The organism is Pseudomonas sp. PDM19 (assembly GCF_014852215.1).
Taxonomy (GTDB): domain Bacteria; phylum Pseudomonadota; class Gammaproteobacteria; order Pseudomonadales; family Pseudomonadaceae; genus Pseudomonas.
Genome location: NZ_JACVBG010000002.1, coordinates 1,601,005 through 1,622,200 on the forward strand (window position 1 = coordinate 1,601,005; position 21,196 = coordinate 1,622,200).

Genomic DNA, 21,196 nt, shown 5'->3' on the forward strand with positions numbered 1-21,196 from the left:
AGGCGCGTCGTCAGTGGGCGCAGGCCTCAAGACATTGCCGTGCTCTGCGCTGGTCCGGTGAGTCGAATCCCTCGGTAAAGCGCTGGTAGACCGGCTCCAGCAGTTGCCGCGCGGCCTGCTGTTTGCCCTGCGCGCTCCACAGCTGCGCCAGGCCGGTGGCCGATCGCAGTTCCCAGGCCTGTGCGCCTTGCTCCTGTGCCAGTGTCAGGGCGCGGGTCAGCAGGGTTTCTCCGCCGAGCAGGGATTCGCGGTCGCCGCGCGCCAGCAGGGCGACCGCTTCGTTGCGCAGGATTTCCGGTGCGCACCAGCCGGCCGCGCCGGTGCGTGCGCGCATCAGCTGGGCCTGATCGGCAGGCAGGGGGCGACCGCCGAGGGTCTGTACGATGTCGCGCACCAGGCCGACGGCAGGTGCCATGGCGCCGGCTGTTTCATCGAGTTGCATGGCCCACGCATAGTGCCGCGCCCAGTCGGTGAACAACGGCACGCGGTGGCGCTCGGCAACCTCGATCATCTGCCGCACGCGGCTGCGGGCCTTGTCGAACTCGCCGTTGTAGAAGGCGATGACGCAGCCGGCCACCGCAAGGCTGTAGGCGATGGAGGCGCTGTGGTCGATCTCGCAGGCCAGCTCGATGGCCTGTGTCGCCATGCGCTCTGCCTGCTCGGGAAAACCGCGTAACCAGAGCGTGCGCGCTTGTGTCGCCAGGGAGGCAACCTGCTGGTCGTACTGCACGCCCAGGCAGGGGGCGAAGCGGTTGGCCCGGCGCTGCTCCTCCAGACGCCGCAGCACTTCATCGCCGACGGCCTGGGCGCGTACCTGGTTGCCCGAATAATGCAGCGCCAGCACCTTCAGGCGCAGGGCGCTGGTGGCAAGCATTTCGCCCTGGCCATCGCTCAGCCGGTCGAAGTGCCGGCTCTGCTCGGCCGCCTGCTGGTACTGGCCGGCCCACAGCAGCACGGCCAGGCCGCCGGACAGCGCGGTGAGTTCACCGTTGAGGTCGCCGATCTGCTGGGCGAGGTAGCGGGCGTTCTGGAAGGCTTCGTCCGCCTGGCTATTGCGCACGTCGTGGTAGGTCGTGTTGCCCAGCGCCAGTTCCAGGCGCATGGCCAGTGGCAACGATGAAGCGGATTCGGCGCTGAGCAGGCCGAGTGCCGCGCTCACATAGGGGCCGTATTCGTGCAGCAGTGACAGCTCCTGCCAGAGCGGCGCCGAGCAGGCCGCGAGGTGAATGGCCTGGGTGTGCCGGACCTCCGCGTGCAGCCCCCAGTCGAGGGCCGCGCGAACCTCGGCGAGCCATGGCGAATGTTGCTTGAGCCAGCCCAGCGAGGCGGACCTTTCCCAGTCGTTCTGCGCGGCCTGCATCGCGCTCTGGCACAGCTGCAGGTGGCGTTCGCGGGCCTCGTGCAGCTCGCCGGCGGCCTGGAGTTTCTCCAGCGCATGCAGGCGGGTCGGTTCGAGCAACCGGTAGGTGACTTCGTCGCTGCGAATCTCGGTGGTCAGCAGCGACTTGGCGGTCAGCTGGTTCACCAGCACGAAAGCCGCACCCAGGTCCGCCGGCTGGCCGAGGACGGCGGCGATGGAGTCCAGGGTGAAGCTGCCGCGGAACACGCTCAGGCGACGCAGGCAGTATTGCTCCGCAGGGCGCAGCAGTGTGTAGCTCCAGTCGAGCATCGCGCGCAGGTGTTCGTGGCGGCTGGGCGATTCATCGGACTGCAGCGGCAGGTCCAGGTAGCCGTCCTGCAGCAGCGCGTCGATGCCGCCGTCGGCTTGGCCCAGGTGGCCGGCGGCCAGTTCCAGCGCCAGCGGAATGCCCTCCAGGCGTCGGCAGATTTCGCCGACGCGGGGGAGGTCTTCGGGGCGGAATTCGAAGTCCTCGTGGGTCTCCTTGGTCCGCTCGATGAGCAGTGCGACGGCGGGGTAGGCGAGGGCGTCCTCGACGCTGCCGACCTGCGCCGGCGGGCATCCGAGCGGCCGTAGCGGCAGGATGTATTCGCCGGTGGCGCGCAGGCTCTCGCGGCTGGTGGCGAGGATGTGGATCTGCGGCGCGTGGCGCAGCAGGCACTCGACCAGGTGCGCGGCCGCCTCGATCAGGTGCTCGCAGTTGTCGATGAGCAGCAGCATCTGCCGGTCGGCGACCTGGCGGCAGAGATGTTCCAGCGATTCGCCGGCCAGTCCCGGAATGCCCAGCGCGCCGGCAAGCGTGCTGTTCAGCGGCCGCGCATCCTGCAGTTGGGTGAGGTCGAGCATGCGGATGCCGTGGGGATACCGGCCGATGAAACGCTCCGCGGCCTGCAGGGCGAGGCTGGTCTTGCCGATGCCGCCACAGCCCACCAGGCTGACGCAGCGACGTCGCGGCAGCTCGGCGACCAGGCGCTCCAGTTCGGCCTCGCGGCCCAGCAGGCGGTTGCGCCGAGGCGGCAGGTTGTGATCCGCCGACTGGCTGTCATCGGGGGCGGGCGTCGCCTGCGCCGACGCTGTCAGTGGCTCGACGAAGCTGTAGCCGCGCAGGGCGATCGTGACGATGAAGCGCCGACCGTTCTGGCCGTCGCCCAGCGCCTTGCGCAGGGCGGTCATGTGGACCCGCAGGTTGCCTTCGTCGATGTCCTGGCCGGGCCAGGCGCGGGCCAGCAGCTCGCGCTTGCTGACCACCTGGCCGGCGCGCTCCAGCAGTGCCAGCAGGATGTCCAGCGCGCGTTGCCCCAGGCGCAGCGGGCGGCCGGCTTCGAGGACCACGCGGGATGCGGGATAGATCTGGTAAGGGCCGAAATGAAGCACGGTTTCGACCGTGGCCGCGGGCTCGGGAGTCATCGTCTGGTAGTCGCTTTCGCACGCTGGGGGCAGATTGCGTGCCGGCCCGGGCGTCAGCCCCGGTGGCACAGGTCCATCGACTCTGCGGTCGATTGGCCATTCTTCTGTGAACGGTAGTCAGGGTAAACGACGGCTCGGCGTTGAGCCATCCTGCGCCGGGCGTGGCGTTCTGCCGGCGGGCTTAATAACGATTAACGCCGGGCCAGCTGCCCCGCTGCCCAACGAGACCAGCCCGGCGCAACGCGTCGTTCGGACTTTTTCGCTACAGGCCCCGCTGCGCGAGGCCCGGCGGCTGATCACAGGTACTTCCACGGGGGTGGCGAGCGACAGGGCGGCCCCTGAAAACCTTTGCTCGCGGGCGTCGGACCGCTGCTTTTGTTCTGCTGCGGATTAATGCGGTTTAACCAGCTTTAACTCGCCGGTACCCCTGCACCCACAAAGAATGGTTCGCAGACCGCAGGGGAGAGACCAGCATGCTTCAGAGACTCATCAGCCAGATTCCAGTGGACGCCCCCAAGCGCGACCTGGCCCCCTGGCAGAAGGAGCGTGCCCAGGCGCTGCTGCTCAAGCATCTGGACAGCGGCATCACGGTCAGCGACCTGGCCGCCGCCTGCGCACTGTCACGCAGCGACTTCACCCGCAAGTTCAAGGTCACCACCGGCCATTCGCCCCAGGCCTGGATGCGAATCCAGCGGGTGGAGAAGGCCAAGCAACTGATGCGTGAATCGACCTTCCCGCTGGCGGAGATCGGCCTGCAATGCGGCTTCTGCGACCAGGCGCATTTCTGCCGGATCTTCTACCGCATCGAAGGCGTCACGCCGCTGAGCTGGCAGCGACGCTTCTTCGATGGGGTGCGCGAATCCACCTGGCGGCACGCGGGTTAGCCCGATCACCCGGCGGCACCTTTGCGGTAGATCGTTCTGTTGATGGAACGCTAGAAGCAATTTTTGCCGTCTGGTGGATCAAGGGTATCGAATTTAATCTTTGTTCCATGCAGTGACGCACTGCAAACGAGTCCAAACCTTCCCGGCCCAGCCGGCACCCACTGAAAGCAAATCGAGGATTTCACCATGACCAACCCCACCTACAACCGCCTGGACAAAGACAACGCCGCCGTACTGCTGGTCGACCACCAGGCCGGTCTGCTCTCGCTGGTCCGCGACATCGATCCGGACAAGTTCAAGAACAACGTGCTGGCGCTGGGCGACCTGGCCAAATTCTTCAACCTGCCGACCATCCTCACCACCAGCTTCGAAACCGGCCCCAACGGCCCGCTGGTTCCCGAGCTGAAGGCACAGTTCCCGGACGCGCCGTACATCGCCCGCCCTGGCCAGATCAACGCCTGGGACAACGAGGACTTCGTGAAAGCGGTGAAGGCCACTGGCAAGAAGCAGCTGATCATCGCCGGCGTGGTGACCGAGGTCTGCGTGGCGTTCCCGGCGCTGTCGGCCCTGGCGGAAGGCTTTGACGTCTTCGTGGTGGCGGACGCGTCCGGCACCTTCAACGAGATGACCCGCGACGCCGCCTGGCGCCGGATGGAAGCGGCTGGCGCCCAGCTGATGACCTGGTTCGGCGTAGCCTGTGAGCTGCACCGTGACTGGCGCAACGACATCGAAGGCCTGGCTGCGCTGTGCTCCAACCACATCCCGGATTACCGCAACCTGATCACTGCCTACAGCACCCTGACTGCTGGCAAGTAACAGACTGCTGAAATGAAGAACCGGAGCCTCGAAAGGGGCTCCGGTTTTTGCTTTTTCAGAGGTCCATCTGTACGTCAAATCACCGCGGAGTACCAACGTAGGATGGTGTGGAGCGCAGCGATATCCATCGCTCCCGCGCACCGGCAACAGCATGGGTATCGCAAGCTCCACCCATCCTACGCAAGCGTTTGCCGGGGAGGGGGGCAGAGCATCGTAGGGCGGATAACGCGCCAGAGTTATCCGCCGATGTGGCATCGGCGGATAACCCGTTCCGGGTTATGCGCCCTACAAGGTTCTTCCCTGTAGCGGATCGCGGGGCATCAGCGGGTGAAGTCCTCCGCGCTGTGCCGCTCCGGCAGGGCGTCGTCGCCCCAGGTGCGGTTGACCCGGCGGCCACGCTGCACCGCCGGGCGAGCGGCGATCTCGTCGGTCCAGCGGCGCACATGGGTGTAGCTTTCCACGTCGAGGAATTCAGCCGCCTCGTACACCTGGTTATTCAGCAGCGCGCCGTACCAGGGCCAGATCGCCATGTCGGCGATGCTGTATTCGTCGCCAGCGATGTAGCGGTTCTCGGCGAGCTGGCGGTCGAGCACGTCGAGCTGGCGCTTGACCTCCATGGCGTAGCGGTTGATCGGGTACTCGTACTTCTCCGGCGCGTAGGCGTAGAAGTGGCCGAAGCCGCCGCCGAGGAAGGGCGCGCTGCCCATCTGCCAGAACAGCCAGTTCAGCGTTTCGGTGCGCTTGGCCAGGTCCCTGGGCAGGAAGTGGCCGAACTTCTCCGCGAGGTACACCAGGATCGAGCCGGATTCGAAAATGCGCAGCGCCGGCTCGACGCTGGTGTCCAGCAGGGCGGGGATCTTCGAGTTCGGGTTGATCTCGACGAAGCCGCTGCCGAACTGGTCGCCGTCGCCGATCTTGATCAGCCAGGCGTCGTACTCGGCGGCGCTCACGCCCAGCTCCAGCAGTTCCTCCAGGAGGATGGTGACTTTCACGCCATTGGGCGTAGCCAGCGAATACAGCTGCAGCGGGTGCTTGCCGCGCGGCAGTTCCTTGTCGTGGGTCGGGCCGGCGATGGGCCGGTTGATGCTGGCGAAGGCGCCGCCGTTGCCCTTGTCCCAGGTCCAGACGCGGGGTGGAGTGTAGGTATCGTTCGCCATCGTGAGTTCTCACCTTGTGGGTTGAATGCCATGGATGCTAACCGCCGGGTCTACGTTGCGTCAGCCGATTTTCCGGGCGGCTGTTGCTGGGCGAACAGTACGCCTGGGGATGCGCAGCCGGTTGTTAGCATATGCATAAACGATATTAAAAATTAGTTGATGCATGATTTGAGATTATAAAAGAATCGCCGCTCAGTCCAACGGCGAAGCTCTGAAACGGCGCTTTCGCTCTGCCGCGTCGTATCGAGAGCCCGATGTCCGTCCAAGCTGCTTGTGTCCCGTTCCTCCGCCTCGAAGGTGTCGGCAAGTCCTTTGCCGAAAACCGCGTGCTGGTCGATCTGGGCCTGGAAATTCGCCCCGGCGAGGTCCTTGCCCTGCTCGGCGCCAACGGCGCGGGCAAGTCGACGCTGGTGAAGATCATCGCCGGCTCCCATGGCCACGACGCCGGGCAGTTGCTGATCGACGGCCATGAGGTTCATTTCACCTCGCCCCACGACGCCCGTCGCCACGGCATAGTTGCCGTGCATCAGCAGGTGGAGCAGGGTGTGGTGCCCGGCCTGAGCGTCGCCGAAAACCTCCTGCTGGACGAACTCTGCGGCGCCTCCGGTTCCCTGATCTTCCGTCCGCGCGAAGCACTCAGGCGCGCAGCTGAAATCGCCGCCGGCCTGCAACTGCACCTGCCACTGCAAGCGCCCATCGAAACCCTCGGCACCGCCGAACGGCAACTGGTGATCCTGTCCCGCGCGCTGGCGCTGAAACCGCGCCTGCTGATTCTCGACGAGCCCACTGCATCGCTGTCGACCGTCGAGGCCGAGCGTCTGTTCCATCTCATCGACCACCTGCGCGAACGCGGCGTGGCGATCCTCTACATCTCCCATCGGCTGTCGGACCTGCAGCGCGTGGCGGACCGCGCGCTGGTCCTGCGTGACGGCCGCCTGGTGGGCGAGTTCAGTGCACCGCTGGATCTCGGCGCCGCCGTGGAATCCATGCTCGGCGCCGCGCTGGGTGCAGTGCAGTTGCAGCCGCTGGAGCGCGGCGAGACGGTGCTGTCCCTGCGCGACTGGCAGCTGGAAGCTCACAGCGCAGCATTCGACCTGGACCTGCACGAAGGCGAAGTGGTCGCCCTGACCGGCCTGCTCGGCGCCGGCAAGAGCGAGATCGCCGAAGTGCTGTTCGGCCTGCGCCGCCATCACGCCGGATCGATCCGCCTGGATGGCCGCGACTGGCTGCCCCGCACGCCGCGCGAAGCGATTGCCGCCGGCGTGTTCTTCGCCGCCGAGGACCGCGCGCGCAACTCGCGGGTACCGGGCTTCTCGGTGCGAGCCAGCATGACCTTGCCGTTCCTGCGCAGTTTTACGCGCTTCGGCTTCGTCGATCGCACGGCCGAGCGCGCCAAAGTCGCCGAGCAGATCGAAGCGCTCGGCATCAAGGGGCCCGGCCCCGAGCATCCGCTCGAACTGCTCTCCGGCGGCAACCAGCAGAAGGTCATCCTCGCCCGCTGGCTGCTGGGGCAGGGCCGCGTGCTGATCCTCGACGAGCCCTTCCAGGGCGTCGACGTGCGCGCCCGCCGCGACATCGGCCAGCGCATCCGCGCCAGCGCCACCGGCCGCGCCACGCTGGTGATCTGCAGCGACCCGGACGAAGCCCTGGAAATCGCTGACCGCATCCTCGTCGTGAGCGACGGCGCGGTGGTCGCCGAGCTGCCCCGGCACGACTTGCAGCGCAGTGAAATCGTCGCCCATTTCACCCCATCCAACCCTTCACGCCAGGAAACTGCGCGTATCTAGAAAGGAGCCGTGCGTGTCCAGAACTGTCTTGGGCAGCCCAGCGACGTCGCCCGTCGCACGCTTGCTCGACTTCCTCATCCACTACGCGCTGCTCCTGCTGCTGGCCCTGCTGGTACTGGTTTTCGCGTTGCTGGAGCCTGCCTTCCTGCGGGTCGGCAATCTGTTCCTGGTGCTGCAGTCGGTGTCCATCGTCGCGCTGCTCGCCCTGGGTGTGACCCTGAGCATGGCCGTAGGCGGGCTGGACCTGTCCATCGGTGCGGTCGCCGCGCTGAGCCTGATGACCGCCAGCTACGTGATGGTGGTGCTGGACTGGGGCCCGCTCGCGGCGATCCTCATCAGCCTGGGCCTCGGCACCCTGGTGGGGCTGCTCAATGGCTGGCTGATCGTGCGCATGCGCGTGCCGGATATTCTCGCGACCCTTGGCAGCATGTTCCTGGTGGTCGGCGTGCAACTGATCCCCACCGGTGGCCGCTCCATCGCCGTGGGCATGACCCTGCCCAACGGTGACGAAGCGCCGGGCGCCTTTGCCGGCTGGTTCCTCGCCCTCGGCCGCGCGCAGTTGTGGGACCGCGTGCCGGTGCCCGTGGTGATCATGCTCGGCTGCGCGCTGCTGGTCTGGCTGTTCCTCGAGCGCACGCGGCCGGGCCGGCTGTTCTACGCCATCGGCGGCAACGAGCAGGCCGCACGCCTCGCCGGTGCGGCGGTGGAGCGCTACAAGCTGCTCGCCTACGTGCTCTCGGCGCTGCTCGCTTCACTGGGCGGATTGCTGCTGGCAGCGCGCCTCGGACGTGGCGACGTCAGCTCCGGCAACGGGCTGGTGCTCGATGCCCTTGGCGCTGCGCTGATCGGTTTCGCCGTGCTCGGCGCGCAGAAGCCCAACGCCTTCGGCACCCTGGTGGGCGCGGTGCTGGTAGCGACCCTGCTCAACGGCCTGACCATGCTCAACGCGCCGTATTACGCCCAGGATTTCGTCAAGGGCGCCGTGCTGGTCTCGGCCCTGATGTTCACTTTCGGTCTGGCCCGGCGCGGGCGCTGATCGTCACCTTATTCGGAGATTCAACGGATGAAATTCACCCCCGCAAAAACCCTGCGCGCGCTGTTCGCCGCCGGGCTGTTGTTGTCCGGCGCAGCCAGCGCCGTCGCCGCCGGGCTACCCGGTGCGCCCGCACCCTTCGACAAGGGCGGCGTGCAGATCGCCCTGGTCGGCTACCTGTTCTCCGGCGACTTCCCCGAGGCCTATCTGCGTGGCGTCGAGAAGCAGGCCAACGCGCTGGACGTGAAGCTGCGAGTGTTCGACGCGCGCCAGCAGGCGGCCACCCAGCGCGAGATGCTGGAGCAGGCCATCGACCTGGGCGTGGACGGCATCATCGTCCAGCTCGGTCTCGCCGAAACGCTCAAGGACTCCATCGACAAGGCACTGGCCAAGGGCATCAAGGTGGTGACCTTCGACGTCGACGTGAACGACCCGCGCATCACCCGCGTCGAGCAGGACCACCGCGAGCTGGCGCGCCTGGCGCTCAGGCAGGTGCTGCAGGACAACGGCAACCAGTTCGACGCCGGCTACGTGTACATCGACGGCTTCACCCCGATGGAGCGCCGCGACGAAATCTGGCGCCAGGTGAAGGCCGAGAACCCCGGCATCGTCGAGAAGGCGCGCTTCGGCACGCTCAACGCGCCGATCGCCAACTCGGTGGCCGACCAGGCCAGCGCGGTGCTGCGCGCCAACCCGGACATCACTGTGTTCTTCGCGCCCTTCGACGAGTTCGCCAAGGGCGTGAAGATCGCCGTGGACGAAGCCGGGCTGGGCAAGCAGGTGAAGATCTACAGCGCCGACATTTCCACCGCCGACATCCAGATCATGAAGGAGCAGGGCAGCGCCTGGAGCGCCACCGCCGCGGTCAACCCGGAAGTGGCCGGCGCCATCAGCGTGCGCAGCCTGGCGCTGCGCATCGCCGGGGAGAATCCCGGCGAGCAGGTTCTGGTGCCGCCGACCCTGATCACCCGCCAGCAATTGCTCGACCTCGACGTGAAGAACGTCCGTGACCTGGCGCGCAAGGTGCCCGCCTTCGGCGAGGCGCAGAAGGTGGCGCAGGCGCCGTGGATTCCGCTGGCGAACTGAAGCATGAGCCTGCACGACAAGGCCCGGCGCCTGAAGAAGGCGCGCTCGCCGGCTGGCGACCCGCGTTATGGCGAGCGCCTGCCGCCGGGTCAGGTGCTGACCGAGCGCTTCCCGATCCTCCACGAAGGCAAGGTACCCGAATACGACCGCGCGACCTGGCGCCTGCGCCTGTCCGGGGCACTGTCCAAAACGCTGGAACTGAGCCTGGACGACCTGCTGGCGCTGCCGCAGCGCGAGCTGGTCTGCGATATCCATTGCGTCACGCGCTGGTCCAAGTTCGACACCGCGTGGCGCGGCGTGCACCTGTCTGACCTGCTCGCGCACTACGGCGTGGAACCGGCCGGGCAGTTCGTCATGGCCTACGCCGACCATGACTACGAGACCAACCTGCCGCTGGAGGACCTGTTGCGCCCTGACAGCCTGCTCGCCACGCATTACGCCGGCGAGCCGCTGACCCCGGTGCACGGCTGGCCGCTGCGGCTGGTGATCGCCGGGCGCTATTTCTGGAAGAGTGCGAAGTGGCTGCGCGAGCTGGCATTCAGCGACAGCGACCGCCTCGGATTCTGGGAGCGCAATGGCTTCCACAACGAGGCTGATCCGTTCCGCGAGGAGCGTTTTTCCGGCGAGGCGCTGGATATTCCCGAGGACGAATGGGAGCGCAAGGCCTTTGATTGACGGGCGTCGCTGTTGCTGGGCAAACACTTTGAGCTGTTGCTCGGCGAACACCGTAACCAGTTATAAACAAAGCATTTTTTATTCGTTTGAAAGCACTCTGCCACTAGCTAGGATGACGCCTTCCCCATCTGGTCAGGGATGACCGGCGATACCGAGAGCCGCGCCTTTTCGCTCATCACGAAGAGAGACCGGCCGTGACACCTGGAGCGCTTTCCCGAGCACTGTTTTCTCCATCCTGAGGGGAACAGTCGCTCGCGGTTTCCGGACTTCCGACACCAACCGCTCGAGCCCATCAGAAAAACACATCAGCGGAGTTCCGGACTCGCCGCCAACGGCGAGTGGCGCTCTTTAAGCGAGACAGGAGTACTTCGCGTGTTATCCCGTTCCCTCATTGCCGTTGCGGTGGCCTCGGTCATCGCCCAGTCTGCCGCGCACGCCGACGAAACCCCGTCGACCTCCGAGGCCACCACCAAACTCGAAACCGTGCTGGTCACCGGCACCCGCGGCAACAACCGCACCCTGCTGGATTCCCCGGTGCCGGTGGACGTGCTCACCGCGCAGGACCTCAAGTCCACCGGCGCTGTCGGTGGCGAGCTGGGCCAGGCCCTGGCGACGCTGCTGCCGTCCTTCAACTTCCCACGGCAGTCCAACTCCGGCGGCGCCGACCACGTGCGCGCCGCCCAACTGCGCGGCATGAGCCCGGACCAGGTGCTGGTGCTGATCAATGGCAAGCGCCAGCACACCTCGGCGCTGGTCAATGATTCCTCGAAGATCGGCCGTGGCACCGCGCCGGTGGACTTCAACTCGATCCCCATCAGCGCCATCAAGCGCATCGAAGTGCTGCGTGACGGCGCCGGCGCGCAGTACGGCTCCGACGCCATCGCCGGGGTGATCAACATCATCCTCGACGACGCCCCCGAAGGCGGCGAGGTGACCACCAGCTACGGCGCCTACCACACCCACCAGGACGCCATCGACAAGACCACCACTGACGGGCAGAACTCCTACACCGCCGCCAAGGCCGGCACGCGCCTGGGCGAAGACGGCTTTGTCCGTGGCGGCGCCGAGTTCATCAACCGCGAGCCGACCAACCGCGCCGGCTACGACGGCTTCGCCGATACCCCCGGTCAGCGCAACTACGTGATGGGCGATGGCCTGGCGCGCGACGTCAATGCCTGGTTCAACGGCGACCTCGCGCTGGGCGGCGGCAAGCTCTACTCCTTCGGCCTGTACAACGAGCGCCACACCACTGGCGCGGAGTTCTACCGCTACCCGGACGAGCACCCGGAGATCTACCCCAACGGCTACCTGCCGCAGTCCCTGGGCGACAACACCGATCTTTCCGCCACCCTCGGCTACAAGGGTCTGATCGCCGACACCTGGGACTACGACGCCAGCGTCACCCACGGCCGCAACCGTTTCGAATCCTCGACCCGGCGCACCCTCAACGCATCGCTCGGCGACGACACGCCAACGCGCTTCGATACCGGCGACTACGAGCTGCGCCAGAGCGTCGCCAACCTCGACCTCAGCCGCGAGCTGAGCCTCGCCGGGCGGCCCTTCGTGCTCGCGGTCGGTGGCGAGTACCGCTACGAAAACTACATCACCACCGCCGGCGACGAAGCCTCCTACTACGGCGTCGGCGCGGATGGCGCCAACGGCCTGCGCCCGAGCGAAGAGGTGGACATCGACCGCAACGTCTTCGGCACCTACGTGGACCTGTCGGGCGATCTCACCGACAAGTTCTTCGTCGACGCCGCCGCGCGCTGGGAACGCTACGACGACGCCGGCAGCAAGCTCACCGGCAAGCTCAGCGGCCGCTACCAGCTGACCCCGGTGCTGGCCCTGCGCGGGGCGGCTTCCACCAACTTCCGAGCGCCCTCGCTGGCCCAGGTCGGCTTCCAGAACACCACCAGCAACTTCGGCGACGGCGGCACGCTTACCGATATCCGCGTGCTCTCGGTGAACGACCCGATCGCCCGCGCGCTGGGCGCCGAGAAGCTCGACCCGGAGACCTCGAAGAACTTCAGCCTGGGCCTGACCGCGCAGCTGAACGAGCGCTTCGACCTGTCCTTCGACGTGTTCCGCATCGACGTCGATGACCGCATCACCCTGTCCCAGCGCATCGGCAGCGACGCCATGGAGCAGTTCATCCAGGACAACTTCGGCGTGGCCGGCGTGCATGACGTGAACTTCTTCACCAACGCCGCCGACACCCGCACCGATGGCGCCGAGCTGGTGCTCAACTACCACCAGCCCTTCGTCGGCGGGCAACTGGGCGTGACCACCGCGTACACCTACAACCACACCAAGGTACGCAGCACCAAGGGCACGCCGCAGCAGCTCTCCAACCTCGGCATCGGCGAGGACGCACTGGTGGGCGTGGAGGAGCGCAACACCCTCACCGATGCCGCGCCCAGGGACCGCTTCATCCTCACCACCACCTGGAGCGATGCGCAGTGGAACCTGCTCGGCCGTCTGACCCGACAGGGCGAGACCACCCGCGTGTTCGACTTCGGCGACGGTTACCACCCGGAGCAGACCTACGGCGCGGTCTGGCAGCTGGATGCCGAGGTGGCCTACAAGTTCACCCCGCAGTTCAGCCTGGCGGTGGGCGGCAACAACCTCACCGACAACTACCCGGAACGCTCCAGCTCGGAGATCAACTACGGCGGCAACCTGCCGTATGACGTGCTCTCGCCGATCGGCTCCAACGGCGCGTACTACTACGCCCGCGCGAGCTATTCGTTCTAGAGGCAGTCGTTCTGATAGCTGGTGTTCTGACCGGGCCGCCTTGCGGCCCGGCTACTTTTGCGGAGCCGACTCATGGCTGACAATTTTGCCGCTGACAGGCCAGCCGGCCCGCGCCGGCACCTGGGCGCCGTCCACGCGCTGCTGCTGACGCTGGGCATGGTGATCACCAGCGACATCCTGAAAACCGCGCCCACCGTGGCACTCAACGTCGGCCAGGAACACTTCTACCTGGTGTGGGTGCTTGGTGGCGTGCTGTCGATGGTCGGTGCGCTGTGCTACGTGGAGATGGCCTCGGCCTTCGCCCATCCCGGCGGCGACTACCACTTCCTCGAGCGCGCCTACGGCCAGCGGGTGGGCTTCCTGTTTGCCTGGTCGCGCTTCGCCATCCTGCACACCGGTTGGATTGCGCTGATGGCCTTCCTCTTCGCCGATCACTTCAGCGCCTTGCTCGGCCTTGGCCGGCTGGGCAACGTGCTGCTGGCGGGCGGGCTGGTGAGCGCGCTGGTGGCGCTCAACCTGATCGGCTGGCGGGTCAGCCTCGGCACCCAGGCCGGGTTGGTGGCGCTGGTGGCGGCGGGCTTCCTCGGCATCTTCGGCGCCGGCCTGTGGCTGGAGTGGCGCGGCTTCGTGCCACCCGCCGTGGCGCCGGTGGAGCCGGAGCAGGTTGGCGTTGCCGGGTTCTCCGCCGCGTTGATCTACGTCTTCCTCGCCTTCGGCGGCTGGAGCGATGCAGCCACGCTGTCGGCGGAACTGCGCGACAACCGCCGGGGCATCTTCACCGCCATGCTCGGCGCGCTCGCCGCCTTGCTGCTGATCTACCTGGCGCTGAACTGGGCCTTCATTCGCGGATTGGGTTTCGACGGCCTGGCCGCCAGCGGCGCGCCGGCGCTGGAACTGCTCGGGTTGGCCTTTGGTGCGCCGGGCATCGGCCTGATCATGGCGGTGGTGGTGGTGTCCGCCGTCGCCAGCATCAACTCCACGCTGATCGTCGGTAGCCGCACGACCTACGCCGCCGCGCGTGACGTTCCAGCGCTGGCCGTGCTCGGTCGTTGGGACGTGCGCCACGGTGTGCCACGCGCCGCGCTGCTGGCGGAGGGCGTGGTGGCGCTGCTGCTGATTGCGGTCGGCGGCTGGAGTGGCCATGGCTTCAACACCATGGTCGAGTACATGACCCCGGTGTACTGGCTGTTCCTCAGCCTGAGCAGCGTGGCACTGATCGTCCTGCGCCGCCGTCACCCGGAAGTGCCGCGGCCGATCCGCGTCCCGCTGTACCCGTGGCTGCCGCTGGGCTTCCTCGCGGTGTGCCTGTACATGCTGTATTCCAGCGTCGCCTATGTCGGCTGGGGCGCGTTGCTCGGCGTGGCCGTGCTGGCTCTGGGCGCGTTGCTGCAGCTGCTTCTGCGCCCGCGAGCGGCACAGGTGCAAGGCTGGCCGGAGGAGGGCGTGTGATGCGCGCAAAAGCACTCTGGCGCAATGGCGCCGTGGCCGTGTTGGTGGCGGCTCTGGTCGGGCTATGGCTCAACGAGCCGTCAGCCAGCGCCAGCGGTGAAGCCAGCGGCCGACGCATGCTGCGCACCGAGTTGTACCTGGAAGCGGTGGAGCTGGCGCAGTGGGAAGACTTCCTCGCCCGCGAGGTGACGCCGCGCTTCCCCGATGGCCTGAGCTGGCTCGACCTGCACGGCCAGTGGCGCGGCCCCAGCGGCGGGCCGGAGAAGCTGCCGTCGCGGATGCTGATCCTCATCCACGCCGACAACCCCTACACGCGCCAGGCACTCACGGATATCGGCGCGCACTTCAAGCAGCGCTTCGGCACGGCGGTGCTGCAGGTCAGCAGCCCGGTTCGCGCCCGCGACCCGGACTGGACGCCGCAGCGCCTGGACAACCCTCAGCTGTCGCGCTGAAGCCCGGCCTCGATCAGGTCGAGCATGTAGCGCGGCAGGGCGAACGCCGCCTGGTGCACCTCGGGGGTGTAGTAGCGGGTCACCAGGCCACTTTTCGCGAAGCGCTGGCGCAGGGTTTCCAGGTCGGTGCGGCGCACCTTCTCGCTGTTGGACGCCCAGCCGAAGGCCATGCTGCCGCCGATATAAGTCGGCACCGCCGCGTGGAAGAAGCCCCAGTCGGCGAAGGTATCGGCCAGCCGCCGCGCCGTACCGCCCAGTTCCTCCGGCTGGAGGAAGGGCACGCCGTTCTGCGTGGCGAGGATGCCGCCGCTGCCCAGGCGCAGCTGGCAGTTGCGGTAGAAGGCGTCGGTGAACAGGCTGGCCGCCGGGCCGCCCGGATCGGTGGAATCGCAGAGGATCAGGTCGAAGGTCTCGCGGCTCTGCGCGAGGTACTCCAGGCCGTCGGCGTAGATCAGCTGCAGGCGCGGATCGTCCAGCGCGCCAGCGCAATGCAGCGGCAGCAGCTCGCGGCACAGTTCGACCACCTGCGAGTCGATCTCCACTGCGACTATCTCCTCGATGCCGGCGTGACGGACGATCTCCCGCAGGATGCCGCCGTCGCCCACGCCGATCACCAGCACGCGGCGCACCGCGCCATGGGCGAGGATCGGGACATGGGCGAGCATCTCGTGGTAGACGAACTCGTCCGCCTCGGTGGTCTGCACCACGCCGTCCAGCGTCAGCACGCGGCCGAAGCGCCGGTTGCGGAACACCTGCACCTCCTGCTGGCCGGTGTTGCCCTGGTAGATCGGCTCGTCGACGGTCAGCGCCTGCGCGTAACCGTCATGCAGCGACTCGCGGAATTCGCCCATCAGAAGGAAACCTGCGCCGGTTGCGACAGACGCAGCACGGAGAGGTCCCCGGTGATGCGCTTCCAGGCCAGGCGGATCGCCTCGATGTCCTTGCCGCGCGCGGCAGTGTCTTCATGCAGGATCACGATCACCTTGGTGCTCAGCCGCTCCGGTTCCGGCGCGCCGTGGTCGCGCCACTGGCCGTAGGCGTCGTAGGCGGTGAAGCCATCCGGGAAGCGCGGCGTCACCTCCTGGTCGAGGAACTGCCGCCAGCGCTGCTCGCTGATCTTCTCCTTGCCGCTCTCCTGGCCCAACGCGAAGTACAACTCGGTACGCAGCCACTGCGCCTGCGCCGGCCGTGTCGGGTCGCCCTGCAGGGTCGAGGTCGCGGGGTCGGTGGTATGGACGGAAGGAGCGGGCGGGGTGGCGCAGCCGAACAGCGCCAGCGCGAGGCTGGCAGCGAGCAGATGGCGGAGCATGGGACTTCCTTGCGCTGATGAGAGTTGAGCCAAACCGCCACTATAGGTCGCCGCTGGTTATTTCTTTAAATATTAAAAACGCATTCTCATATGCTCGTTTAAGAGCTTCGTCGAATGGGGCGCGAGCGCTCTAGGGCGAGCATCTGCGCCGAAGCGGGATATTTTACTGGCTGGTTAGATTCAATATTCACTACGGTTCTTTGCTCAGCACTGGATGAGATATCCATGTTGCTGAAATAGCGGCTTTCAGTTCGAGCGTGTTCGCTATAGCGCCAGTGTTGAAAGCATTGCGAACAACATCTCCGACATCGAATCCGAATCGCGGGTCGACACTGCAAAACCCGCCGTTCCCTCGCCATCTTGTCCCTCCGCCGCGCCTTCCTAGAATCGGCCCCATTCGCAGCACTTCATTCCAATCGATTCAGGGAGCCCCACCATGATGAACGCCATGCAGATGCCGATGAACACCAACGCCATGATGCCGATGATGGGCATGCCGATGATGATGGCGACCATGGAATGCGAGATGCTCGCTGACGGCATGATGTGCAAGATGAAGCCGGCTATGGGCATGGAAATGGCCATGTTCCGCAACAGCGCCGAGATGATGGCGATGATGATGAACTGCGGCATGCCGATGATGATGCACTGCGGCAATATGATGATGATGGGCATGTCCCAGTCCGCCATGGCCATGATGCCGATGATGGGCATGATGAACCCGATGATGCAGATGCCGATGATGGGTATGAACATGGGCATGCCCGGCATGAAGTGCATGATGGAATGCTCCATGCAGGGCGACATGATGATGTGCAAGATGATGCCGATGCAGGGCATGAGCATGGACATGCTCAAGAACTGCTGCCTGCTGATGAACAAGATGATGGAATGCGGCATGCCCATGATGATGAGCTGCAACGGCATGCCGATGATGTGCTGCACCTGCTGATCGCGGGGCGCTGAAACGAGAAAGGCCCGGTGGGGGAACCTGCCGGGCCTTTTTTGTTGCGTGGATTCTTTGCGTGGAACAGTTCAGTCCAACCGCTCCGCATAGGTCGTCACCAGGTACGCCACTGCCTCGCTGTCGGAGTGCAGTTGCTTGAAGTAGGCCATGCCCTCTTCGAGGGGATTGACGTTGACGATGATGTCGTAGCCTTCCCAGGCCCAGGAGCTGACCCACGGCGTGACGCCCGTATCTGCCTGGTGTTCTACTGGAAATTGATTGATTGGACTCGTCATGCTGGCCGCCCGTTAAGTGTGGTGGACCAGCACGAAGCCAATGGCGAAGGGCAGGGAGACGGTGTCGTCGTGACTTCTGTGATAGGTGGTTTTTGGCGATTGCACTCAGACTCTTAAACTGCAATTATTTTTCATCCTCTCCAGTATATTATTCTCCAGTCCGCTCAATAACTCTTGGTGGGATTTTTCTCTCAGTGCCCATTGATTTCATCTTTGATATGTATCTCTCGTAGTAGGTCTTTGCTCTTTTAGGGTCGATTTCCCATAAGCTGTCTGCAATATTGAGAAGTAGTGGTGCGCGTTCGGGTGCTATTTTCTCTATATCGAGCATTAGTTTTATCGCGCGTTTCTTTTCGCCTGCTTGAGAAAGTGAGTAAGCTATATCGTTGTATAGCGATGCATTCTTTGAATTTATAGGGGCTATTTTTATTAATTGTGTGATCCTGTCGCTGGATATGTAGCTTGCTACTGCTGCATTGTTTTCTCCTCTTAAAAGGTCGACAGCAATGTCTCGACTTAAGTTTAGATTGTCAGAGGTGATATTTCGAGAGATCAGGAAGATCTTGCGTCTTAAGATTTCGTTGTCCTTGTAAAAATAGTATGATTCATCCCCGTTTTCTGATGTTTCCTCGTAGCCTGATAGCGCCTCAGAAATATCAGGCCTCTCCTTTATCTCTTTGTCGCGATATTGAAATATTTTTGGCGTAAATAAAGTTCCGACTATGCCTAGTCCGGAGTGGTTGATATTGTATCTGCATAGTATCGCGAGGAAGTCTTCATTGGTGGTTGATTCGGTAAGTACTCCCGTCAGTTGTGGCCATCCACCCTCCGATTCGCATATGTTTCTAATGGTTGTTGTTCTGTTGCTTGCTCTTGAATGGAGTGTCCCTGATATAACTCCATCCCAGCCTTCAGTTTCTGTATTGCTAAGGCTGATTTTATCCATCTCTCCAAAGCTTGGCTCTAATTTGAATGCAATAACCTCAAGTTCTCCATTGGATCTGGCTAAGTATAGAACTCCTCCGCTCAGGTCGGTCTCTTGATATATTTTGGTGTTAGAGCTTACTTGGCGGCAATCGACAGCATATACTGAAAAGTTTGCCGCAAGAGAAATAATTAGTAATATATTGCCGATTTTTCTTGAGAGCATCATGCGCCCTTTTGATTTTTTCGTCATACGCATTTTGGTCGACGCCGTTGTACCTTCTTGCTATTAATAGCCAGTCCTTCGACTTCATGGGTGCTACTAAATTTTTCTCGTGAGTACAGATCTTCCCTTTTTCGGCTCGGCTATTTATGGGAGTGTGGAGTTGTATTTTTTCATGTAGATATTTTCAAACTCCTGCAGTGAGATAGGTTGCCGGGTATAGTTTTTATTTTTAATGAGGCCTTGCGTTTTGTGGCCGATTTTAGTTGAGTAGTCGTAGGTTGCTGTTGTGTAATTGCTACCATTCATTAATGTCACCGAGTATCTGCAGCAGCCATCTCTAGAAAGTCCCGCAACAGTTTCTATGCTATGCATCACTCTAGGATTGTTCAGTGTCGCTATGCCGTTATGTAGGGGGGCGAATTTTTTTCTTTTGGATCATATGCGTAATACAGATATGACGAGTTGGTTATTCCTCCTGCTGCTAGCACTGCAAAATCTGGGTATCCATCAAAATTGAAATCTTCAAAATTTATTACCAAGGATTCTTCTGGGATCAATAGTTTAATATTTTGAATGGCACCTCCTTTGAATTTTATATTTATCTCCTGCGGTGATCCAGTTACTGACTCAATAATGCTCTTGTAACTCTTTGATTGGGGGGTTAGCCAGATTTTCTGGGAATTTTTTCCATCACTCCACACACCTACAAGGTCTCCAGTGGCAGAAGACAGGGCGAGGCGTTCTTTATCATGATCTGCCAGGGTTATTTTGTTTAGGTTATATTCTCCAGAGAGAATTATTGGAATTTTGTATTTGTCATATATATATCTTCCTGATGCTTTATTGCTTTGAATTCTTAGCATCATGCTTATTGGTGATTTATTTATCGTCCCCTTATAGAATAGGGACTCGCTAATTTTTGGTTCTTCGGAATGGGCGGCCAGTGACGTGGCTGCAGCTATCAATATTGCAATTAGTCTCTCACGCATTCTTCATCGACATAGTTTGATCTTCCACCGTTATCTGCCAACTCATAAATCCAATTTTTAACCATAACGCACTCAACTTTAACTTTCCGCCCCTTCCAAGCACCAAGCTCACTTCACCCATCCAGTTTCTTAATATATGCTTTCGCGGTCTTGGCATCGTGGAAAGGGCATTTTTTTCCTCTCCCGTTTCAAGGTCAGTTCCGTCAAAACAATTTGACAAAGCATCATACTGAATATCCCCTTCCAAACCACGCACAACAAGACGTCCATTAGAGACAAACATAGAGTAGCTATTGGCATTATAAATTTTCCCTTTAAACCCCCTCGCGGCGCCATCTAAAGAGGTAAGTACATACATAAGCTTATCTCCTCCTCTGTCGACCATGAAGAATACGGAGATCACATCTCCTTCGGGGGCCACCCCAACGCGTTCCACTTCCCCACCCATTTGCGGAACATTATAAATTTCGACATCATGAACAAATCCCTGCGCCTTAACTCCATTAACCTCGCGCGCATAGTTATTCTTAACAAAAAACACCAGCGACTTAACTCCATTCAATTCGGCAATTACTGCCGAATGAGGAAATTCAATGTATCCGACATCTGCTCTCGCGCCCACAAGAGGCAAAAAATACAGAAGCAAACTAAATATCAAAGAATATTTTCTCATCTACAAATATCCTACTAAAATTATCTCTTCTTTCTTTGTAGCTTGTTGTCGCCTTGTTAACAACCTTAGTAATGTCATTAATATCTTCCGAAGTTGAACCTCTATCGGCAATTTTGTAGAGTTCATTTCTCACCCAAAAATAAACCCCAGAGCGCAGTACATACTTTGAATTTAAATGCACAATATCCGGATTTCCAGAGAAATCAACATCCTCCCCCCAGAACTCTTTGTGGAAAACTGTGAAGCTACGATAGTTAGACTTTCCGGTTAAGTGCTTCAGTCCTCTACCTCTATATTTCCAACCATCTCCAGAAGACACATCTCCATTCCCAATCTTATTGCAGTACATTCTATTGGCCAGCTCTATCTTTTTGCTTGGCGAAAGCGATGCCTTTACAGTTACATAACCGTAATTATTTGCTTCGGCCGGGTGATCTATAAAATACTTGAAGTTCTGCTTCAGATAATGCGCACTAAAAATGAAGCTATTTTCTTCAACTTCAAGCGTGGCACCCACCTCCTGCCTAACCTGCGCAAAGAAATGACTAAGCCGTAGCGGCGTATCCAATTTGTAGCGCTCTGCGTTCTGGCTGAGTTCATCAGCCATACCTTGAAGTAAATCATCTTTGCTAGAGGTATTCCTTAAACCTTCAAATACCTTTTTAAGCATTTCTTTATTTATTCTTAATTTCTTAAAGTCCATCCACCCTATCAGTCCAATCGGATGAAAGTGATAAACCTTGGCCGCCTCCGGCAATCCCACCTTCCTCCACACGTCATCCCAGAAACCCAGCGCCTTCCAGCGTTCCTTCTCCGCAATCCAGTTCAGTATCGGCTCGGTGCGGGTGTGGCCCAGCAGTTTGTCCAGCGGCTCCATTCTTTTCGCGGTGTAGCGCCATTCGCTTTCATACTGGATGACCAGTTGCGCGATGGA

19 protein-coding genes are annotated in these 21,196 nt (G+C 62.0%); 10 read left to right on the forward strand and 9 right to left on the reverse strand.

Annotated elements, in window-relative coordinates; translation table 11 throughout:
- Nucleotides 1-10: 10 nt before the first annotated feature.
- Entirely contained in the window at nucleotides 11-2,806 is a 2,796-nt protein-coding gene (locus IB273_RS15810) for an ATP-binding protein (RefSeq protein WP_192224482.1), read from the reverse strand.
- Nucleotides 2,807-3,279: 473 nt separating this feature from the next.
- Here IB273_RS15810 and IB273_RS15815 point away from each other — a divergent pair, with 473 nt between their 5' ends.
- Nucleotides 3,280-3,690, forward strand: a complete 411-nt coding sequence (locus tag IB273_RS15815; RefSeq protein ID WP_081518376.1) for a helix-turn-helix domain-containing protein — start codon at nucleotides 3,280-3,282, stop codon at nucleotides 3,688-3,690.
- A gap of 186 nt (nucleotides 3,691-3,876) precedes the next feature.
- The gene (gene ycaC / locus IB273_RS15820; protein WP_192224483.1) at nucleotides 3,877-4,506 is read left to right on the forward strand and encodes an isochorismate family cysteine hydrolase YcaC; all 630 of its coding nucleotides are present in this window, start codon (nucleotides 3,877-3,879) and stop codon (nucleotides 4,504-4,506) included.
- A 320-nt stretch (nucleotides 4,507-4,826) separates the two neighbouring features.
- Here the strand turns inward: ycaC and yghU are convergent, their stop codons facing one another.
- On the reverse strand, nucleotides 4,827-5,663 hold the full coding sequence (yghU, locus tag IB273_RS15825) for a glutathione-dependent disulfide-bond oxidoreductase (RefSeq protein ID WP_151187489.1): 837 nt from the start codon (nucleotides 5,661-5,663) through the stop codon (nucleotides 4,827-4,829).
- A 254-nt stretch (nucleotides 5,664-5,917) separates the two neighbouring features.
- Here yghU and IB273_RS15830 point away from each other — a divergent pair, with 254 nt between their 5' ends.
- From IB273_RS15830 to IB273_RS15860, 7 genes are all read left to right on the forward strand, one after another.
- Nucleotides 5,918-7,450, forward strand: a complete 1,533-nt coding sequence (locus IB273_RS15830) for a sugar ABC transporter ATP-binding protein (protein ID WP_192224484.1) — start codon at nucleotides 5,918-5,920, stop codon at nucleotides 7,448-7,450.
- Between the two features lie 13 nt (nucleotides 7,451-7,463).
- Entirely contained in the window at nucleotides 7,464-8,486 is a 1,023-nt protein-coding gene (locus tag IB273_RS15835; protein WP_192224485.1) for an ABC transporter permease, read from the forward strand.
- 27 nt (nucleotides 8,487-8,513) lie between these two features.
- Nucleotides 8,514-9,569 carry a substrate-binding domain-containing protein gene (locus IB273_RS15840; RefSeq protein WP_192224486.1) on the forward strand — a complete coding sequence of 352 codons (1,056 nt, stop codon included), beginning with the start codon at nucleotides 8,514-8,516 and terminating at the stop codon, nucleotides 9,567-9,569.
- A 9-nt stretch (nucleotides 9,570-9,578) separates the two neighbouring features.
- On the forward strand, nucleotides 9,579-10,244 hold the full coding sequence (locus tag IB273_RS15845; RefSeq protein ID WP_192224532.1) for a sulfite oxidase-like oxidoreductase: 666 nt from the start codon (nucleotides 9,579-9,581) through the stop codon (nucleotides 10,242-10,244).
- A gap of 372 nt (nucleotides 10,245-10,616) precedes the next feature.
- On the forward strand, nucleotides 10,617-12,998 hold the full coding sequence (locus IB273_RS15850) for a TonB-dependent receptor plug domain-containing protein (RefSeq protein WP_192224487.1): 2,382 nt from the start codon (nucleotides 10,617-10,619) through the stop codon (nucleotides 12,996-12,998).
- A 72-nt stretch (nucleotides 12,999-13,070) separates the two neighbouring features.
- Nucleotides 13,071-14,447 (forward strand): APC family permease, encoded by a 1,377-nt coding sequence (locus tag IB273_RS15855; protein ID WP_192224488.1) that lies wholly within the window; start codon nucleotides 13,071-13,073, stop codon nucleotides 14,445-14,447.
- Entirely contained in the window at nucleotides 14,447-14,899 is a 453-nt protein-coding gene (locus tag IB273_RS15860) for a DUF3574 domain-containing protein (RefSeq protein ID WP_192224489.1), read from the forward strand. The genes IB273_RS15855 and IB273_RS15860 overlap by 1 nt, the downstream gene beginning before the upstream one ends.
- Here IB273_RS15860 and speE read toward each other — a convergent pair.
- Together speE and IB273_RS15870 are read right to left on the reverse strand one after the other, a co-directional pair.
- Nucleotides 14,884-15,750: a polyamine aminopropyltransferase gene (gene speE / locus IB273_RS15865; RefSeq protein WP_192224490.1), complete on the reverse strand. Its 867-nt coding sequence runs from the start codon at nucleotides 15,748-15,750 to the stop codon at nucleotides 14,884-14,886. The two genes, IB273_RS15860 and speE, sit on opposite strands and share 16 nt — an antisense overlap.
- Nucleotides 15,750-16,208 (reverse strand): DUF3574 domain-containing protein, encoded by a 459-nt coding sequence (locus IB273_RS15870; protein WP_138214538.1) that lies wholly within the window; start codon nucleotides 16,206-16,208, stop codon nucleotides 15,750-15,752. The genes speE and IB273_RS15870 overlap by 1 nt, the downstream gene beginning before the upstream one ends.
- A gap of 436 nt (nucleotides 16,209-16,644) precedes the next feature.
- Here IB273_RS15870 and IB273_RS15875 point away from each other — a divergent pair, with 436 nt between their 5' ends.
- Nucleotides 16,645-17,160 (forward strand): hypothetical protein, encoded by a 516-nt coding sequence (locus tag IB273_RS15875; protein WP_192224491.1) that lies wholly within the window; start codon nucleotides 16,645-16,647, stop codon nucleotides 17,158-17,160.
- Nucleotides 17,161-17,243: 83 nt separating this feature from the next.
- On the opposite strand, the gene IB273_RS15880 is transcribed toward IB273_RS15875, so the two are convergent.
- The 5 genes from IB273_RS15880 to IB273_RS15905 form a co-directional block, all read right to left on the reverse strand.
- A complete protein-coding gene (locus IB273_RS15880; RefSeq protein WP_192224492.1) occupies nucleotides 17,244-17,450 on the reverse strand; it encodes a hypothetical protein in 207 nt (68 codons plus the stop codon).
- Nucleotides 17,451-17,598: 148 nt separating this feature from the next.
- Nucleotides 17,599-18,633 carry a tetratricopeptide repeat protein gene (locus tag IB273_RS15885; RefSeq protein ID WP_225610208.1) on the reverse strand — a complete coding sequence of 345 codons (1,035 nt, stop codon included), beginning with the start codon at nucleotides 18,631-18,633 and terminating at the stop codon, nucleotides 17,599-17,601.
- 362 nt (nucleotides 18,634-18,995) lie between these two features.
- Nucleotides 18,996-19,589 (reverse strand): XAC2610-related protein, encoded by a 594-nt coding sequence (locus tag IB273_RS15895; RefSeq protein ID WP_192224495.1) that lies wholly within the window; start codon nucleotides 19,587-19,589, stop codon nucleotides 18,996-18,998.
- On the reverse strand, nucleotides 19,582-20,262 hold the full coding sequence (locus IB273_RS15900; protein WP_192224496.1) for a hypothetical protein: 681 nt from the start codon (nucleotides 20,260-20,262) through the stop codon (nucleotides 19,582-19,584). Before IB273_RS15900 ends, IB273_RS15895 begins: the two co-directional genes overlap by 8 nt.
- Nucleotides 20,237-21,196: glycoside hydrolase family 19 protein (locus IB273_RS15905; RefSeq protein ID WP_412548077.1), on the reverse strand; the 960-nt coding region annotated here is incomplete at its 5' end. The genes IB273_RS15900 and IB273_RS15905, both read right to left, overlap by 26 nt.

What these genes read in the sequence shown, in the direction of transcription:
- IB273_RS15840 (WP_192224486.1), top strand. Translation starts at nt 8,514, where the DNA reads ATGAAATTCACCCCCGCAAAAACCCTGCGCGCGCTGTTCGCCGCCGGG.
- IB273_RS15810 (WP_192224482.1), bottom strand. Translation starts at nt 2,806, where the DNA reads ATGACTCCCGAGCCCGCGGCCACGGTCGAAACCGTGCTTCATTTCGGC.
- speE (WP_192224490.1), bottom strand. Translation starts at nt 15,750, where the DNA reads ATGGGCGAATTCCGCGAGTCGCTGCATGACGGTTACGCGCAGGCGCTG.
- IB273_RS15880 (WP_192224492.1), bottom strand. Translation starts at nt 17,450, where the DNA reads ATGACGAGTCCAATCAATCAATTTCCAGTAGAACACCAGGCAGATACG.
- ycaC (WP_192224483.1), top strand. Translation starts at nt 3,877, where the DNA reads ATGACCAACCCCACCTACAACCGCCTGGACAAAGACAACGCCGCCGTA.
- yghU (WP_151187489.1), bottom strand. Translation starts at nt 5,663, where the DNA reads ATGGCGAACGATACCTACACTCCACCCCGCGTCTGGACCTGGGACAAG.
- IB273_RS15855 (WP_192224488.1), top strand. Translation starts at nt 13,071, where the DNA reads ATGGCTGACAATTTTGCCGCTGACAGGCCAGCCGGCCCGCGCCGGCAC.
- IB273_RS15815 (WP_081518376.1), top strand. Translation starts at nt 3,280, where the DNA reads ATGCTTCAGAGACTCATCAGCCAGATTCCAGTGGACGCCCCCAAGCGC.
- IB273_RS15895 (WP_192224495.1), bottom strand. Translation starts at nt 19,589, where the DNA reads ATGCGTGAGAGACTAATTGCAATATTGATAGCTGCAGCCACGTCACTG.
- IB273_RS15900 (WP_192224496.1), bottom strand. Translation starts at nt 20,262, where the DNA reads ATGAGAAAATATTCTTTGATATTTAGTTTGCTTCTGTATTTTTTGCCT.
- IB273_RS15885 (WP_225610208.1), bottom strand. Translation starts at nt 18,633, where the DNA reads ATGCGTATGACGAAAAAATCAAAAGGGCGCATGATGCTCTCAAGAAAA.
- IB273_RS15870 (WP_138214538.1), bottom strand. Translation starts at nt 16,208, where the DNA reads ATGCTCCGCCATCTGCTCGCTGCCAGCCTCGCGCTGGCGCTGTTCGGC.
- IB273_RS15860 (WP_192224489.1), top strand. Translation starts at nt 14,447, where the DNA reads ATGCGCGCAAAAGCACTCTGGCGCAATGGCGCCGTGGCCGTGTTGGTG.
- IB273_RS15830 (WP_192224484.1), top strand. Translation starts at nt 5,918, where the DNA reads ATGTCCGTCCAAGCTGCTTGTGTCCCGTTCCTCCGCCTCGAAGGTGTC.
- IB273_RS15875 (WP_192224491.1), top strand. Translation starts at nt 16,645, where the DNA reads ATGATGAACGCCATGCAGATGCCGATGAACACCAACGCCATGATGCCG.